The sequence below is a fragment of the Pontixanthobacter sp. CEM42 genome (assembly GCF_017812015.1).
Taxonomy (GTDB): Bacteria; Pseudomonadota; Alphaproteobacteria; order Sphingomonadales; family Sphingomonadaceae; genus Pontixanthobacter.
In genome coordinates, this window is sequence record NZ_JADQTN010000001.1 from 1303252 (window position 1) to 1318892 (window position 15641).

The 15641-nt window shown below is 56.9% G+C and carries 15 protein-coding genes; 9 read left to right on the plus strand and 6 right to left on the minus strand.

Going from position 1 to position 15641, the window contains the following annotated elements; translation table 11 throughout:
* The first annotated feature begins 12 nt into the window (after positions 1-12).
* Positions 13-648, plus strand: coding sequence for a phosphoribosylanthranilate isomerase (locus J9777_RS06255; protein WP_209347882.1), 636 nt, complete (start codon positions 13-15; stop codon positions 646-648).
* 68 nt (positions 649-716) lie between these two features.
* Here the strand turns inward: J9777_RS06255 and J9777_RS06260 are convergent, their stop codons facing one another.
* On the minus strand, positions 717-1187 hold the full coding sequence (locus tag J9777_RS06260; protein WP_209347883.1) for a hypothetical protein: 471 nt from the start codon (positions 1185-1187) through the stop codon (positions 717-719).
* A 224-nt stretch (positions 1188-1411) separates the two neighbouring features.
* Between J9777_RS06260 and trpB the strand changes: the two genes are divergently transcribed.
* The 4 genes from trpB to J9777_RS06280 all read left to right on the plus strand — a co-directional run bounded on the left by trpB (position 1412) and on the right by J9777_RS06280 (position 5815).
* Complete coding sequence (gene trpB, locus J9777_RS06265; RefSeq protein WP_209347884.1) at positions 1412-2656, plus strand: tryptophan synthase subunit beta; 1245 nt, start codon at positions 1412-1414, stop codon at positions 2654-2656.
* A 193-nt stretch (positions 2657-2849) separates the two neighbouring features.
* Complete coding sequence (trpA, locus tag J9777_RS06270) at positions 2850-3635, plus strand: tryptophan synthase subunit alpha (protein ID WP_209347885.1); 786 nt, start codon at positions 2850-2852, stop codon at positions 3633-3635.
* A 10-nt stretch (positions 3636-3645) separates the two neighbouring features.
* A complete protein-coding gene (gene accD, locus J9777_RS06275) occupies positions 3646-4494 on the plus strand; it encodes an acetyl-CoA carboxylase, carboxyltransferase subunit beta (RefSeq protein ID WP_209347886.1) in 849 nt (282 codons plus the stop codon).
* A 7-nt stretch (positions 4495-4501) separates the two neighbouring features.
* Positions 4502-5815: a folylpolyglutamate synthase/dihydrofolate synthase family protein gene (locus tag J9777_RS06280; RefSeq protein ID WP_209347887.1), complete on the plus strand. Its 1314-nt coding sequence runs from the start codon at positions 4502-4504 to the stop codon at positions 5813-5815.
* Here the strand turns inward: J9777_RS06280 and J9777_RS06285 are convergent.
* The gene (locus tag J9777_RS06285) at positions 5812-7551 is read right to left on the minus strand and encodes an MFS transporter (RefSeq protein ID WP_209347888.1); all 1740 of its coding nucleotides are present in this window, start codon (positions 7549-7551) and stop codon (positions 5812-5814) included. The two genes, J9777_RS06280 and J9777_RS06285, sit on opposite strands and share 4 nt — an antisense overlap.
* Positions 7552-7624: 73 nt before the next feature.
* Between J9777_RS06285 and J9777_RS06290 the strand changes: the two genes are divergently transcribed.
* The 3 genes from J9777_RS06290 to rsmD are packed head-to-tail and all read left to right on the plus strand — an operon-like array spanning position 7625 to position 10189.
* Positions 7625-8800: an aromatic ring-hydroxylating dioxygenase subunit alpha gene (locus J9777_RS06290; protein WP_209347889.1), complete on the plus strand. Its 1176-nt coding sequence runs from the start codon at positions 7625-7627 to the stop codon at positions 8798-8800.
* A 31-nt stretch (positions 8801-8831) separates the two neighbouring features.
* Positions 8832-9614, plus strand: coding sequence for a pseudouridine synthase (locus J9777_RS06295; RefSeq protein WP_209347890.1), 783 nt, complete (start codon positions 8832-8834; stop codon positions 9612-9614).
* Positions 9611-10189 (plus strand): 16S rRNA (guanine(966)-N(2))-methyltransferase RsmD, encoded by a 579-nt coding sequence (rsmD, locus tag J9777_RS06300; protein WP_209347891.1) that lies wholly within the window; start codon positions 9611-9613, stop codon positions 10187-10189. Before J9777_RS06295 ends, rsmD begins: the two co-directional genes overlap by 4 nt.
* A 7-nt stretch (positions 10190-10196) precedes the next feature.
* Here the strand turns inward: rsmD and J9777_RS06305 are convergent, their stop codons facing one another.
* The gene (locus tag J9777_RS06305) at positions 10197-10610 is read right to left on the minus strand and encodes a hypothetical protein (RefSeq protein ID WP_209347892.1); all 414 of its coding nucleotides are present in this window, start codon (positions 10608-10610) and stop codon (positions 10197-10199) included.
* A gap of 192 nt (positions 10611-10802) precedes the next feature.
* Entirely contained in the window at positions 10803-11198 is a 396-nt protein-coding gene (locus tag J9777_RS06310; RefSeq protein ID WP_209348629.1) for a GFA family protein, read from the minus strand.
* A 72-nt stretch (positions 11199-11270) separates the two neighbouring features.
* Here J9777_RS06310 and J9777_RS06315 point away from each other — a divergent pair, with 72 nt between their 5' ends.
* Positions 11271-13574 (plus strand): UvrD-helicase domain-containing protein, encoded by a 2304-nt coding sequence (locus tag J9777_RS06315; RefSeq protein ID WP_209347893.1) that lies wholly within the window; start codon positions 11271-11273, stop codon positions 13572-13574.
* Between the two features lie 44 nt (positions 13575-13618).
* Here J9777_RS06315 and J9777_RS06320 read toward each other — a convergent pair whose 3' ends face one another.
* Positions 13619-14857 carry a hypothetical protein gene (locus tag J9777_RS06320; protein WP_209347894.1) on the minus strand — a complete coding sequence of 413 codons (1239 nt, stop codon included), beginning with the start codon at positions 14855-14857 and terminating at the stop codon, positions 13619-13621.
* Between the two features lie 146 nt (positions 14858-15003).
* Positions 15004-15636, minus strand: a complete 633-nt coding sequence (locus tag J9777_RS06325) for a hemolysin III family protein (protein WP_209347895.1) — start codon at positions 15634-15636, stop codon at positions 15004-15006.
* Positions 15637-15641: the final 5 nt, after the last annotated feature.

Here is a 15641-nt window from a genome sequence, read left to right on the forward strand (position 1 = left end):
AGTCGCACCGTGATGCAAGAAACAGAGATCAAAATTTGCGGGATCACGACTGCAGAGACGATGACGGCAGCGCTGGACGCTGGTGCGACGCATATCGGGCTTAATCTGTACGAGCCGAGCCCACGTTACGCTCCGCTGGCCAAGGCGTCAGAGCTGCGCGCGATGGCACGTGGTAGGGCGAAAACTGTGCTGTTGCTGGTCAATGCCGATATTGCGACAACATCGCGTGCGATCGAGGCGGTGAAACCGGATGTCGTTCAGTTCCATGGCACCGAAACGCCCGAATGGTGCGCTCTGGTTCGCGATCAATTGAAGTTGGAAGTCTGGAAGGCACTCGGCGTAAAGGACGCACCGACACTGGCAAAGTCCGCCCGCTATAACGGCAAAGCTGATCGTCTGTTGTTTGATGCTCCGGCCAAAGCCCTTCCCGGGGGTACCGGCACCAGCTTTGACTGGAGCTTGCTGACCGAGTTTGACCACCAGCTACCATGGGGCCTCGCCGGGGGACTAACGCCAGAGAACGTGGCTGACGCGATCCGCCAAACCGGTGCAACGCTGGTCGATACGTCGTCCGGAGTTGAGAGCGCACCCGGCGTCAAAGATATCCGCAAAATCGCAGCGTTTTGCGATGCCGCCAAAAGCGCTTAACGCATGCGTCTGAAGCAAAAAGGGCGGCCCAATGGACCGCCCTTCCCGATTTGCATTAAAGCGTTTTCTTAGAACTTGAAGCCAACGCCAACAGCGGCGGTGTTCACGTCCACAAAATCGCTGAAGAAGTGACGGTATTCAGCCTTCACATACAGACCGCTTTGACCGACCTTCTGCTCGTAGCCGGCACCGAGATGCGGTACGTCTTCGCCTTCGCCGAAGCTATAGCCGCCGGTTGCAAAGATCTTGCCACCATTGCCGACTTTCGCGCCGAGACGGGCAGTTGTGCCCCACACGACTTCAGTGTTGCTGGCGAGCATTTTGTCAGCAGACCCTTCAACGCCGAAGAAAACGCTGCCGCTTTCTTCATCGCCAAAGTCAAAGTCATAACCAGCAGCAACACCGGCAACGGCTTCTTCAGCGCCGTTTGCCCAGGCGATACCGCCGCGTGTTTCAACACGGGCTTCGCCCTGTGCGAATGCAGGGGTGGCGGCTGTGGCTGCAGCGACTGCTGCGAGTGTAAGAACTGTCTTACGCATAATAATATCCTTTCGATTCAATTATATGCTTTGACCACTCGATTAAGGGGGTGAGTGGCGTGGGAGTTATTTCGGCTCTCAAACCTGAACTTCAACTGACAAACTATCGAAAAGTGAATCTTTCTGAAAATGTGCTAAATGTGCAACATTAGATTAACAAATTGTCAGGAATTGGAATTATGTAGCGGCTGGACAGGCGGCGCAGGCTCTGCCAATCGGGGTTTATGAACGCCCCCAATTCCTACCGCACGCAGCCCCCCGCGAAAGCCAACAGCTTTCGCAACATGCCAGACAATAATGGCCATTTTGGCGATTATGGCGGGCGCTATGTAGCCGAAACCCTGATGCCGCTGATCCTCGATCTGGAGCGTGAATATCGCGCCGCTCAGGCGGACCCAGCATTTCAGGCCGAATTCGACGATTTGCTTGAACATTATGTCGGTCGCCCCAGTCCACTTTATTTCGCCGAACGGTTAACTGAAGCGGTCGGAGGGGCACAAGTGTGGTTTAAACGCGACGAATTGAACCATACGGGCGCACACAAGATCAACAATTGCATCGGGCAGATCCTGCTCGCGATCCGCATGGGTAAGACGCGGATTATCGCGGAAACCGGTGCTGGTCAGCACGGCGTGGCCACCGCGACCGTATGCGCACGGTTTGGTCTGCCCTGCGTAATCTATATGGGCGCGACCGATGTTGCGCGTCAGCAACCCAATGTGTTCCGGATGAAACTGCTCGGTGCAGAGGTCGTTCCTGTCACCAGCGGTGCGGCTACGCTCAAAGATGCAATGAATGAAGGGCTCCGCGATTGGGTCGCGAATGTGCATGACACATTCTACATTATCGGCACCGCTGCAGGCCCGCATCCCTACCCTGAAATGGTCCGCGATTTCCAAAGCGTCATCGGCAAAGAAGCCCGCGCGCAGATGATGGACCGTACCGGCCGTCTGCCTGATCTGCTGGTCGCGGCAATTGGCGGCGGATCGAATGCACTCGGCCTATTCCACCCGTTCCTTGACGATACGGATGTAAAGATGCTCGGCGTGGAGGCGGCAGGCCACGGTCTGGACGGAGACGAACACGCCGCCAGCCTGATGGGCGGCGCACCCGGCGTGCTCCACGGCAACAAGACCTATTTGCTGCAAGACGAGGACGGCCAGATCACCGAAGGCCACTCGATCAGCGCCGGCCTAGACTATCCCGGCATCGGCCCCGAACATGCATGGCTGAAAGAAAGCGGCCGCGTGGATTACACCGCCGTGACCGACAAAGAGGCGTTGGAAGGTTTCCAGCTACTTTGCCGTACCGAAGGCATAATCCCCGCGCTTGAGCCAAGCCATGCGATTGCTGCAGTGGCTAAAGTCGCAAAGGAAATGCCGGACGATGCGATTATCTTGGCGAACCTGTGCGGGCGCGGCGACAAAGACATTTTCACAGTTGCTGAGGCGCTGGGGGTAGAGATTTGACGTCTCACCTGTTCTTTCAGGCGTGCCTTCGGGGACTGTCGTTGCTTGTGATTGGAGCGGCTGTCTTTCTTGGCTGGGGCTATATTCGGAGCGGTGAGATAGCGATCACCGACAGACTACTTTTCGTTTTGCTTCCAGTATTGTTTATCACTGGCTTCTTAAACCGACTGTTTCGCGAGCATAGCAACCGACCATGACCCGCATCTCTTCCGCTTTCTCGTCTCCCGCTCTCGTCTGCTTCCTCACCGCTGGTGACGGCAATACAGCAGCCAATCTCGATGCTCTGGTCGAAGGCGGCGCAAATGTGATCGAACTCGGTATGCCTTTCACCGATCCGATGGCCGATGGGCCTGCGATCCAGAAGGCGAATTTGCGCGCGCTGGCGAAGCGGACGACAACGGCTGATATCTTTGCAATCGCTGCACAATTCCGGCTTCGGCATCCCGATGTTCCGTTGATCCTGATGGGCTATGCCAATCCGATGATCCGGCGCGGGCCTGAATGGTTTGCGGAGGAATGTGCCAAGGCCGGTGTGGATGGCGTAATTTGCGTCGATATCCCGCCAGAGGAAGACGCTGCGCTCGGCCCTGCTCTACGCGCCAAAGGTGTTGCGCCCATCCGGCTTGCTACGCCTACCACCGATGCCGCGCGCTTGCCGCAGGTGCTCGAGGGATCGGACGGATTTGTATATTACGTCTCGGTCGCCGGGATCACCGGATTGCAACAAGCCGCGACCGCTTCCATCGAAGACGCCGTCGCCAAGCTCAAAGCAGCCACTGATCTACCGATCGCGGTCGGTTTTGGCGTCCGCACGCCTGATCAAGCCAGCGCTATTGCCAAAGTGGCTGACGGCGTGGTTGTCGGCTCTGCACTGGTTGAATTGGTCGAGCAGCATGGCGATAATGCTCCGGCTGCGCTAAAGGAGCTTACTTCGGCACTCGCAGAGGCGGTTCACTCCGCTCGTTCTGGGACCAGCTAAGGATACAAAGATGAACTGGCTTACCCGCGTCCGCAATTCGCTTCCTTTCCAGTCGAAGCGTGAAACTAATGACAATCTGTGGGTCAAATGCCCCAATTGTCAGGAGATGCTGTTCGCCAAGGAATATGAAGAAAATCAGCAGGTTTGCATGCGATGTGACCATCACGGCCGGATCGGCGCGGATGAGCGGCTGAACCAGCTGCTCGACATGGGATATGACCTGCTGGAGCAGCCCGAGGTCAAGGAAGACCCGCTGAAGTTCAAGGATTCCAAGAAATACACCGATCGCCTGAAACAAGCCCGAGCAAAGAACCCGCACCGCGATGCTTTCAGCGTCGGCTCGGGCCAGATCGAGGGCCGCGATGCGGTCGTCGGCGTGCAGGATTTCGGCTTTATGGGCGGATCGATGGGCATGGCCGTCGGCACGGCGTTCTGCGCCGGTGCAGAGCGCGCGTTGACCCGCAACTGCGCCTATGTTGTGGTTACAGCTGCTGGCGGAGCGCGGATGCAGGAAGGCATTCTCAGCCTGATGCAAATGCCCAAGGCAACCGTGATGACACGCCGCCTGCACGAAGCGGGTTTGCCCTACATCGTAGTGCTGACTGACCCGACTACGGGCGGCGTTACGGCAAGCTACGCAATGCTGGGTGACATCCATATCGCAGAACCAGGCGCCTTGATCGGCTTCGCCGGACAGCGCGTGATTCAGGACACGATCCGCGAGCAATTGCCCGAGGGTTTCCAACGGGCCGAATATCTGCGCAAGCACGGTATGGTCGATATGGTCGTCCACCGTCACGAATTGCGCGATACCTTGGCCAATCTGCTCGATTTCCTACAGGGTGAAAAAGCGGCGTAATCCAGCGATGAAGGACTTTGGTCGCTCAGACGATCCGGCGGTTCAGGCACAGCTTGACCGGTTGGCAGCATTGTCGCTGCCCGAGGGACGCATCGGCCTGGATACTGTGCGCGAATTGCTCGCGAGATTAGGCGATCCGCAAGACCGGTTGCCGCCCGTTTTTCACATTGCAGGGACCAATGGCAAAGGGTCAGTCTGCGCGTTCCTACGCGCAATGTTGGAGGCTGACGGCAAGACCGTCCACGTCACCACCAGCCCGCATCTGGTGCGTTATAACGAGCGTATTCGAGTGGCTGGAACGCTGATCAAAGATGCGCGTCTGGCAGAACTGCTAGAGGAAGTTCTCGACGCGGCGGAAGGCCTCAACCCCAGCTTCTTCGAAGTCACCATTGCCGCCGCGTTCACCGAATTTGCCAGCGTTCCGGCCGATGCCTGCGTTGTCGAAGTCGGTCTGGGCGGTAGGTTCGATGCGACCAATGTTCTGACGCCGGATGTGCTGGCAGCATGCGGAATTGCAGCGCTTGGGATCGATCACGAGCGGTTCTTGCTCGCACCAGAGGACGGCGTCCCGACAGAGCCAATGGCACGAATTGCGTTTGAGAAAGCAGGAATTGCAAAGCCCGGGGTTCCATTGGTGACGTTGGGTGAATGGCACCCTCTGGAGTCCGAAAACGCTATCCGAGTGGTGGCTCTGAATGTCGGCGCGCCTCTGTCTGAACTCGGCAGCGATTGGAACGTCTATGGATCGGGTGAAGGTTTGAGCTACTTTGATGAAGGCAGCGATATCTACTTTACTGGCGAACTGGCACTGCTGGGCGAACATCAAGCGGCAAATGCTGGCCTCGCAATAGCTATGCTTCGCCAGCAAACAGCTATCAATATTGACGACGACGCCATTCTTGAAGGGTTGGAATGCGCGCAGTGGCCCGCCCGGCTTCAGCGCCTTTACGATGATGGCCCGCTCACGGCTCTATGCTCCAATCGCCCGATTTGGCTTGACGGTGGACATAATAGAAACGCCGGAGCAGCTATCGCGGAATTCATGCAGCAGGAATTTCATATCGTCTTGGGCATGTTGGCCAATAAAGACCCGCAAGCATTTCTCGAGCCATTTGATGACCGTCTTCGCAGCATCACCATAGTGCCCATCCCGGGCTATGAATGCCATCCAGCTGAGGCGTTTGGAGACAGCGTACGCGCTGCTAATGATCTCAAAGACGCGATGCTAAACTTGCCAAATGACGGTTATCCCGTCCTGATCGCCGGATCACTCTACCTCGCTGGCGAAGTCCTTAGGCAAAACGACGAAATCCCTGACTAGGCGGTTTTCTCAGCCGCCAACTCGGGCGTCACAATTCCGGCATCACGGCCCGCGCGTTTCACGCGGATCCATTCGAAGATGCACAGGATCACTGCCACAAAGCCAATCAGCGTCGTCAGCACGAATACATCGAAATAACCGCGATCTTCGATCATCTCGCCAAGCGCGCCGCGCCCGAGCGTGCCAACCAGCAGTGTTAGCGAAGACAGCAGCGCATATTGGACGGCGCTGTATTGCTTCGAAACGATTGAGGAGAGCCACGCAATGTAGGCCGCACCGGCGATACCAATGGCCAGGTTCTCCCACATGATTGTAAATGTCAGCCGCGCCAGCCCCTCGGACTCAGGCATCATGAGTAAGCCGGATAGAAAATCGATAAAGCGGGTGAAGCCAATCGCATCGCTCGCGATCTGCATCCGTGCACCGCCTACGGCCATATCCGCGTAAAGCAGATTGGTAAGAGCAGCGAGCAATGCGCCTATCGTCAGCGTCGCCATGCGCCCGATCACGGTGAGCATATACCCGCCCAGCGCCAGACCAGCGATAATTGCAAAGACACCGAAGAACTTCGAAGCAAAGGCCACCTCGTCATTGGTGTAGGCCAGCTCACCCAAATAAAACGGGTAAGCAAATGTCCCCCAGATCGCATCGCAAATCCGGTAAGTGAGAACGAGCGAGAGGATCAGCACGAGGGACCAACCCATGCGACCAACAAATTCGACGAGCGGCATAACCAAGGCGCGATAGAAGTGATCCATCACCGCTGCGCTACCCTGCGCAACGGGCGCATCTTCGGTAAGCAGATTCTCGCCGCGCTTCTTTTGCGATGCGAGCCAACCTGCAATTAGTGCCGGTACCACTACCGTTGCGACAATAATCCACGGCCCCCAGCCGAGTGTAAACTCAGTTGGATTGGGCCTGTCTTCCGGCGCATAGGCCAGCGACATATACATGAATGTCAGAACGACGCCGATGGCGCCTGCCCACAACACGCCGACAATTCCCAGCGCCCGTGCACGCACTTCAGGGCGTAGCTCACCCGCTTTTCGTAAGCTCAACATCAACTCGTCTTCAGCGGCCCCATCCACGACATTCCCAACCTTGTTGTCGGGTGCGAACAGCCCCACAAAACCAATCACCAGCAAGATCGCGCCCATCATCAGATAGGTTTGCGGCCAGCCGATCCGTGCCGCAATAATGAGACCGAACGCACCGCCAACCAGCGCCGCCATCCGGTAGCCCATCTGGTAAACGGTCGAGAGGATATCGAGCGTTGCCACCTCATCTGCGTTGTCGATACGCCAAGCATTGATCGCGATATCCTGCGTCGCACTGGCCAAGGCGCCAACGCCAGCTAGCAGCGAAAACCAGCCCATATTGTCGTTGGTCGGATTACTCAGGCTCAGTGCTACGAGAATTACACCGAGCAGCAGTTGGGCCGGGACCATCCACTGCTTGCGCTTCCCCAACTTTGAAAATCCGGGAATATTGACCTTGTCAATCAGCGGCGACCACAGGAACTGAAACGCATAGGCGAGCCCGATCAGCGAGAATACGCCCATCGTCTCCAGATCGACTTTGGCCTCTGTCAGCCAAGCATAGAGCGTGCCGAGGAACAGCGCGAATGGCAGTCCGCTGGCAAAGCCAAACAGCGCCATATAGCCGGTCTTACGGTTACGCATTGCGCGAAAAACCTCACGCAAACCCGGCTTACTCTTAGCGGCTGCGTCAGCCATACATCCCCATCCTCTTTGTATCGGTACGATTTCGTGCAACAGTAGCGTGATCGCGTGATTTAGGAAGTGTTTGATGAACGAGACCCCAATCATCCCCAGCAAATCCGTTCCCCACATTTTACGCCCGACCGACGGGCAATTGGCCCTGGCCGAAGCGATGGCGCGGGAAGAAACGCGAAATGATGCGGGCATCACTCACGTTCCGGCGTCGGTCTATACCGATCCCGATCATTGGCTGCGCGAGAAAGCAGCTTTGTTCGATCGTTTGCCGCAGGTGATTGCACCATCTGCATTGCTCCCAGATGCAGGCATGGCCGTACCGCATGACGATACCGGCCGGCCGCTGCTGATTACCCGCGATGCCGAGGGGAAGGTTCATGTCTTTCTGAATGTCTGCCGCCATCGCGGGACGCGGCTGGTCGAAGGCGAGGACGTGCAATGCGCCAAGCGCTTGGTCTGCCCCTATCACGCTTGGACTTACAAGCTGGACGGAAAGCTGCTCGCGCTGCCCCGCCCCGAGACTTTCCCCGGCCTCGACAAATCTGACAATTCGTTGATTGAGCTGCCTAGCTGTGAAGCTGGCGGACTAATCTGGTTTGCACCGGTCGAGGACGCCGACTTTACGCTCGCCAGAGCACTTGGCGAGGATTTCACCGCATTCGGAATGGATGATCTGTTTCTCTATCGCCGCAAAACACACCAAGTGAACGGCAATTGGAAACTGATCATGGATGCTTTCCTTGAAAGCTACCACGTCACGCGCCTCCATGCGAAAACCATCGGCCCGTTCTTCAAAGACGGAATCACCGCAGGGGATATGATCGGCCCGCATGCCCGTTCTGCTGTGGGCCGCTTGGAGGAATTAGCTGACGTCGACCTGACCGATATGGCGGCAATGCGGCGGGTGATTACGTTCGCCTATCAATTGCTTCCTGCGACAATCATCATCCCCAGCCCAGACTATGTGAATGTCATGGTGCTGATGCCTGATGCGCATGATCACACAGTGGTCGAGGACTTCATGTTGATCCCCGAAGAGCCGAAAACCGACAAAGCCCGCGATCATTGGGATCGCAGCTGGAATCTGCTCGATGGCGGCGTGTTCGCGAGTGAGGATTTTCGCGCAGCAGAGCTTGGTCAGCAGGGGCTTTCAACCGGTGTTGTGCCGCAACTAACGCTCGGCAATCTGGAAACCGGTATCCTACGTTTTCATGAAACGGTGCAGCAAGCCCTAAACGTAAATCCTTGAGTGGGGCCGACTAAGGGCGTAACGGCGCGCCATGACAACAAACCCACCCCGCCAAGAAGGCCGCCCCGACGGCGAGCGTATCGCAAAACTGCTGGCTCGTGCGGGCGTCGCCAGCCGCCGCGAAGTCGAGCGGATGATCGAAGCCGGACGGATTTCGATTGATGGTAAGGTGTTGGATACGCCCGCGACCATCATCCCCAACCTCAATGGTGTAACGGTTGACGGCAAACCCGTTGGCAAACCGCAACCAGCGCGCATCTTCTGCTTCCACAAACCAGCCGGTCTGTTGACGGCGGAACGCGATTTCAGCGGGCGCGGCACGATTTATGACGCGCTGGTCAATGCTCTGCCCAAAGACGCACCACGTGTGATGCCGATTGGCCGCCTCGACATTAATACCGAGGGTCTGTTGCTGATGACCAATGATGGTGAACTGAAACGCGCGATGGAGCTCCCCAGCAACGCTATCCCGCGCACCTATCGCGCCCGGGCCTACGGCGATGTGACGCAAAGCCAGCTCGAAGATCTAATGGACGGCATAACGATTGAGGGCGTCCGCTACGGCCCGATCAACGCCAATATGGAACGCAAAACTGGCCGCAACCAGTGGATCGAAATGACCATCACCGAGGGCAAGAACCGCGAAGTGCGTAATGTGCTGGAATATCTCGGGCTGGAAGTGAACCGTCTGATGCGTACCGAATACGGCCCGTTCACACTCGGCGATATTAAGCGCGGTCTGGCGGTTGAAGTCCCGCAAAATGATGTCGAGCGCTATCGCAAGCAAACTCTGCGGGCGCAGAAGAAGCCATGAGAATTATCGCTGGAGAATGGCGCGGTCGGAAGCTGACCGCGCCCAAGGGTGATGCGACGCGTCCAACCGGTGATCGCACACGCGAAACGCTATTTAGTATGCTCACCAGCCGTCTGGGGACGTTTGAAGGTTTGTCGGTAGCGGATTTGTTCGCTGGTTCGGGTGCGCTCGGGCTTGAGGCTCTGTCGCGCGGTGCGGGTCACTGCCTGTTCGTTGAGCAGGAAGAATATGCACTGAAAAGCATTCGCGCCAATATCGCGACATTCGATGCACGTGCACGCAGCGATGTTCGTGCGGGATCGGCGATGGGACTCGGCCCAGCCAAACAGCCACTCGATTTGATCCTGCTCGATCCACCATACGAAACCGGCGCAGGCTCGGTCGCGCTCGACAAGATGAACCGGCTTGGCTGGATCGGTCCGGCAACATGGATCGCGCTCGAAACGAGCGCAACCCAAGACATCTCAATCCGGAAACTGGAAGTAGTGGCCGACCGCCGCGTCGGGAAAGCGAAGCTTCATCTGCTCCGTCTTTCCGAGGAAGGACCAGGAGACAACGCGGCGGCCGACAGTTAGCCCTCGGTTACGACCCGGCGGGCATCTCGTCTGACGGTTTCGGCGCCGCCCCTGCATCATCTTGCAGGCGCTTCTCTACCATCTCCCAAGCGGCAGCCTGATCCACAGGCTCCATCTTCGCGAGGGCAATCTTGTCATTATCGGTTAGCCGCCAGAACATTTCCTGACGCGGAACTGGTAAGCTCCAGTAGTAAGTCTGCACATCGCCCGGCCAGGCGGCATAGCTCGTCTGTTGTTCGGGTGACCATCCGTCAAACACGGCTTGCTCGTCCGGTGTCAATTGATGCGGAGGCTGCTCGGGCATAGCCGGAGCTTCCTCGCCCGGTGGGGGCGGCGCTTGATCTTGCGCCAATAACGGCGGTGATAAAAATGCCAACAACGCGCCAGAAGCACAGGTGGCAGAGAGGGTGTATTTACGCATGGTATTCTCCTTTGAAGTACCGTGCGTGACGAACGCGACCCTACCTCTTTCAAGGTGATCTCTATGTGCTGGACAGGTATTCGGAGGGCAACAGCAGGTGTCGCAACTAGGCGCAAACCAGCCTCGTCAAAGCGACGATTGTGCACAAAACCGGTTAAAGCGAATAGATTGCGTTGGCTGGCACCGGTTTCATCAACCGCCGGGAAATCTCTCAAATTCAGGAAGTTCGTGAATGGTCTTCATCCATTCGAGTCGCTCCGCCGTCTGAATATGCGACTGGGCCGGAAGCGCATTGGGATCATCGAAGGAACCAGATTGAATATCAACGATGCCGGGCAAGTTCTCGGCATTGCGATAGAACAACCCCGTCCCGCAATCAGGGCAGAAAGACCGGCGACCATGTTCGGACGATTTGTAGGTCTTGGGTGATCCCTCGACCGATAGCGCATCTTCCCGATACATCGCCCAACCGACCATTGGCGCGCCCGCGGAATTGCGACAATCATTGCAATGGCACAATGCGTGGTGCATCGGTTCACCTGATAATTCATAGCGGATCGCTCCGCACTGACAGCCACCTTTAAGCATTGCATCCTCCTCTTCCAACCCGCCGGAACCGCTTGCAGTCACCGGTTTTGTTCCCTAACTGTTCACACTCTCATGGATGATCCGATTTCTCAACCCCCTGCTCACAATGATAGCGATATTCCCGCCTATGCCGCGCGGTTAAACGCGCCGCAAAAAGACGCTGTGCTGACGACCGAAGGGCCAGTGTTGATGCTGGCGGGTGCGGGCACGGGCAAGACCGCTGCACTCACCGCTCGCCTCGCGCATCTGGTGGCGATGCGCAAAGCATGGCCGAGCGAGATCCTGTGTGTCACCTTCACCAACAAAGCGGCGCGCGAAATGCGCGAACGCGTTGGCGGACATATCGGCGACGCGGTTGAGAGTATGCCGTGGCTCGGTACCTTCCACTCGATCGGAGCCAAGATGCTGCGCCGTCATGCCGAGTTGGTTGGACTGCAAAGCAATTACACGATCATTGATACCGACGATCAGTTGCGCTTGCTCAAACAGCTCATCCGTGATGCCGAATTGGACGAGAAGCGTTGGCCATCGCGTCAATTGGCGAGCCTGATCGACCGGTGGAAGAATCGCGGGCTGAACCCCGATGATCTCGATGCGACGGAGAATGAAAGCTACGCCAATGGGCGTGGTCAGGAATTCTACCGCACTTATCAGGAACGGTTGAAAGCACTCAACGCCTGCGATTTCGGCGATCTGCTGCTCCATGTGCTCAACATCTTCCGCAAACACCGCGAGGTGCTGGGGCAGTACCAAAAGCGCTTCAAGTACATCTTGGTGGACGAGTATCAGGACACCAATCAGGTCCAATATCTATGGCTCCGTTTGCTCGCGCAGGAGCGCAAAAATATCTGTGTGGTCGGCGATGATGACCAGTCGATCTATTCATGGCGCGGCGCAGAAGTCGCCAATATCCTGAAGTTCGAAAAGGACTTCCCCGGCGCCAAAGTCGTCCGGTTGGAACAGAATTACCGCTCGACGCCGGAGATACTCGCCGCCGCCTCCGGCCTGATCAATGCCAACAGCCAGCGGCTCGGCAAAGAGCTTTGGACCGAGCACCCAAAGGGCGACAAAGTTCGTATCGTTGGCGTGTGGGACGCCCCCGAGGAAGCGCGCCGCGTGGGCGAAGAAATCGAACGGCTGGAGAGCGAAGGCGCTCCGCTGGATGAAATTGCGGTCCTGATCCGCGCGCAATATCAGACGCGAGAATTTGAGGATCGCTTTATCCAGATCGGCCTCAATTACCGGATTGTGGGCGGCTTCCGTTTCTACGAGCGCGCCGAAATCCGCGATGCCCTTGCCTATCTACGCGTAATTGCCCAGCCACAAGACGATCTGGCATTTGAACGGATCTACAATCAACCGAAACGTGGCCTGGGTGCAAAAACGCTAGAGAAGATGCACCAATATGCGCGCGCGGCAGGAATGCCGCTGGCCGCTGCGTCACTGCAATTGGCGGACAGTGACGAGCTGCCCAAACGTGCGGGCAACACCATCGCAGCACTGATGCGCGACTTTATCCGCTGGCGGGAGATGGAACCACAAGTCACACCCGCCGAATTGCTTCGCACCGTCCTCGACGAATGCGGCTATTCCGCAATGCTGGAGGCCGAGAAAACACCCGAGGCCGCTGGTCGGATAGAAAACCTGTCCGAACTCGCCCGTGCCATGGAAGAATATGAAACGCTGGGTGATTTCCTCGAGCATGTCTCGCTGGTCATGGACAATGACTCGCGCGATGATGGAGAGAAGATCACCATCATGACCATGCACGGCGCCAAGGGGCTGGAATTCAACAATGTGTTCCTGCCCGGCTGGGAGGAAGGTGTGTTTCCCTCACAACGTTCGCTCGACGAAGGTGGACTTGCCAGCCTCGAAGAAGAACGCCGCCTCGCCTATGTTGCGATCACCCGCGCACGCAAGCGCTGCACCATCCTACACGCCGCCAATCGCCGGATTTACGGCCAATGGAACAGCTCCATTCCCAGCCGCTTTATCGAGGAACTTCCTGATGACTACATCGATCAGGAAACTACAATGTCGGGCGGCGCATCGCTGTGGCGCGCCAATTGGTCCGAAAGCGACGATCCCTTCGCGCATGTCAGCAAGGCCCGTAGCGACACACGCGGTCCGGGCTTTCAACGCGCGCTTGGCAGCACCTACAATACTGCACCGAACCGAGTGAAAGAAAATCACCGCAGCGCCGCCAGCTTCGCCGCCAAACCCCGCGCTGACATCGCACTAGGTGCGCGCGTATTCCACGACAAATTCGGTTACGGAACTGTGATGAGCCAAGAAGGCAACAAGCTAGAAATCAACTTCGAGCAAGCAGGCACGAAGCGGGTAATTGATAGCTTTGTGAGCGTTGCGGAGGGGTGACATTGGCAGGACGGCACAGCCGCCCTGCTCATGCCGTTGATCTTCTATTCGGTTGCCAGCGGGGTGGCAGGCTTGCCAGCCTTGGTGGTAACCAGATAATCGAAGCCCAAGACGAGGAAGCGAAACATATCGTCTGCCTCGCTAAGCCCCTTATTCCCCATGCTGCGGCGAACCGGTTCCAACGGAATCACGAAATGCCCATCGCTATCATCCAACGCCGCCATATTAACACCGGCAGCTTCGAGCGAAGAGCGCAGCCTATCACCCCGGCTTGTGGGTTTAACAGAGAATGCGCCATCGGGCGACGGGCGGATTGCCATCTGCTCACCGCCAACGGGAAGATATGCGATGTGCAGCGCGTCCATGCCATTTGCTGCAGCCATACCTTCCACGAGCGAGCCAATATCAAACGTCGACATCGGCGAAGTCGCATGACCGACATGAACTGCGCCCATTTTGAAGATGACTTTTGGCGGTGCCTTGTCTTTAGCCTCTGCCTTTGAATAGGAAGAGAGGAAATACTCACGAATAAGCCCAACACGGTCGAGGTTGTTGTCTAGGCCACGTCCTGCAAAGTTGGAACGGTAGATGGCTTGGCTACGCTCCAGCTCACCTATCACCACCAATGCTTCTTCATCGGCTTCAAAGATCTCGCGCAACTGCGTCCAGCGGTCGTTGTCAGCAGTCGCCATGAACACTGCGGGTTGATTGCCCGTCGCAAATGCTTCTTGTTCCTTCTCCATTAACGCATGCACGAGATCGCCATTCGATCCAGCGCGCTGTGCCAACCATTCTAGATGGATCAATGGCGAACCAATAAATTCCTGATCAATTCCCCATAGCTGACCATCAGCAGTGAACATCGCCGCAACTTCGGCTTCTTCACGAAAATTGAGGAATGGGATTGCTAGCGGACGCCCTTTCAGCGCTTGCGCGTAACCTTCGATACCGCCCGAACGCAGTTTTTCGCGCAACCAGGCCGCAGAATACGGACCGACTTCTATAGCGTAGTAATCGAACCCGTGCGGCTTACCCTCGCGAGCAAATGCAGCGACAAGCGCTGGTGCGTCCGCATATCCATGATCTTCGCCAATTCCAATGAACTGGGCATCCGCCAGTTCGGCACGTAACATCTCGGCCCCGGCCCCTGCGAAACCAGCGGATGAAAATTCAATCAACTCCGGTTCGATCTTTGGCGGAGAAGATGCGTTATCGTCTGCCCTCGCCGCAGTTGCTGCCATGAACGCTAACGCCGCCGCTGTTAGAAGTTGATACTTTTTCATTATCTTCATCCCTCACATGTGTATTGCCGTAGCAATACGGCTACACACGAGGGAAGGGCACGTCAACGTGTGCAAATTGATCAGCTTGGTCTAGGTAAAAGAGCATCGGCCCAAATGGCTCGAAGCTTGTCTTTCATGCGGCACGATCATCCAGTTAAACTAATCCAGATCGCGACGAAGAACGACGCCCCGCCCAGCATTCCGAAAGTGTGCCAGATCGGATAGCGGAAGCTCATGCCTTTACTCTTATAGAACAGCGTGCCGACCGTGTAGAATATCCCGCCAGCGAGCAGCGCAACCAACGCTGGCGTCGGAAGCGTCGACCAGAAATCCGGCAGCGCGAACAGTCCAAACCACCCCAGCCCCAGATACGATGCAAGCGACCAGCGCGTCTCGATATTCTTGGCAAAGACTTTGAACCACACCCCTGCAAATGCGAGCGCCCACACGACGGTCAGGATCACATAGGCACTGGTTGTACCTGCGATCACCAGTAACGGACTGAATGTCCCGGCGATCAACGTATAGATCGCCGCGTGGTCCCAGCGCTGGAGCACTTTCCGCAAGTGATGGCGCGGTGACAAGTGATATAGGCCCGAGATACTGATCGATGCCAAGATGGTGATCACGTAAATTCCGGTCACGGTCAGGAGCGCAATGTCTCTATGCACAGCGGATAAAGGCAGTAGAAAAACACCCGCGATGCAAAAGCCGATCAAGCTGATCGCGTGAACGGTCAGGTCGGCGTAGCGTTCAGGAGCTGTCTGGCTTGGGTACATTCGTT

Bases quoted from the DNA above. Each gene is read 5' to 3' on its own strand.
- J9777_RS06255 (WP_209347882.1), top strand. From the start codon at position 13: ATGCAAGAAACAGAGATCAAAATTTGCGGGATCACGACTGCAGAGACG.
- J9777_RS06260 (WP_209347883.1), bottom strand. From the start codon at position 1,187: ATGCGTAAGACAGTTCTTACACTCGCAGCAGTCGCTGCAGCCACAGCC.
- trpB (WP_209347884.1), top strand. From the start codon at position 1,412: ATGAACGCCCCCAATTCCTACCGCACGCAGCCCCCCGCGAAAGCCAAC.
- trpA (WP_209347885.1), top strand. From the start codon at position 2,850: ATGACCCGCATCTCTTCCGCTTTCTCGTCTCCCGCTCTCGTCTGCTTC.
- accD (WP_209347886.1), top strand. From the start codon at position 3,646: ATGAACTGGCTTACCCGCGTCCGCAATTCGCTTCCTTTCCAGTCGAAG.
- J9777_RS06280 (WP_209347887.1), top strand. From the start codon at position 4,502: ATGAAGGACTTTGGTCGCTCAGACGATCCGGCGGTTCAGGCACAGCTT.
- J9777_RS06285 (WP_209347888.1), bottom strand. From the start codon at position 7,551: ATGGCTGACGCAGCCGCTAAGAGTAAGCCGGGTTTGCGTGAGGTTTTT.
- J9777_RS06290 (WP_209347889.1), top strand. From the start codon at position 7,625: ATGAACGAGACCCCAATCATCCCCAGCAAATCCGTTCCCCACATTTTA.
- J9777_RS06295 (WP_209347890.1), top strand. From the start codon at position 8,832: ATGACAACAAACCCACCCCGCCAAGAAGGCCGCCCCGACGGCGAGCGT.
- rsmD (WP_209347891.1), top strand. From the start codon at position 9,611: ATGAGAATTATCGCTGGAGAATGGCGCGGTCGGAAGCTGACCGCGCCC.
- J9777_RS06305 (WP_209347892.1), bottom strand. From the start codon at position 10,610: ATGCGTAAATACACCCTCTCTGCCACCTGTGCTTCTGGCGCGTTGTTG.
- J9777_RS06310 (WP_209348629.1), bottom strand. From the start codon at position 11,198: ATGCTTAAAGGTGGCTGTCAGTGCGGAGCGATCCGCTATGAATTATCA.
- J9777_RS06315 (WP_209347893.1), top strand. From the start codon at position 11,271: ATGGATGATCCGATTTCTCAACCCCCTGCTCACAATGATAGCGATATT.
- J9777_RS06320 (WP_209347894.1), bottom strand. From the start codon at position 14,857: ATGAAAAAGTATCAACTTCTAACAGCGGCGGCGTTAGCGTTCATGGCA.
- J9777_RS06325 (WP_209347895.1), bottom strand. From the start codon at position 15,636: ATGTACCCAAGCCAGACAGCTCCTGAACGCTACGCCGACCTGACCGTT.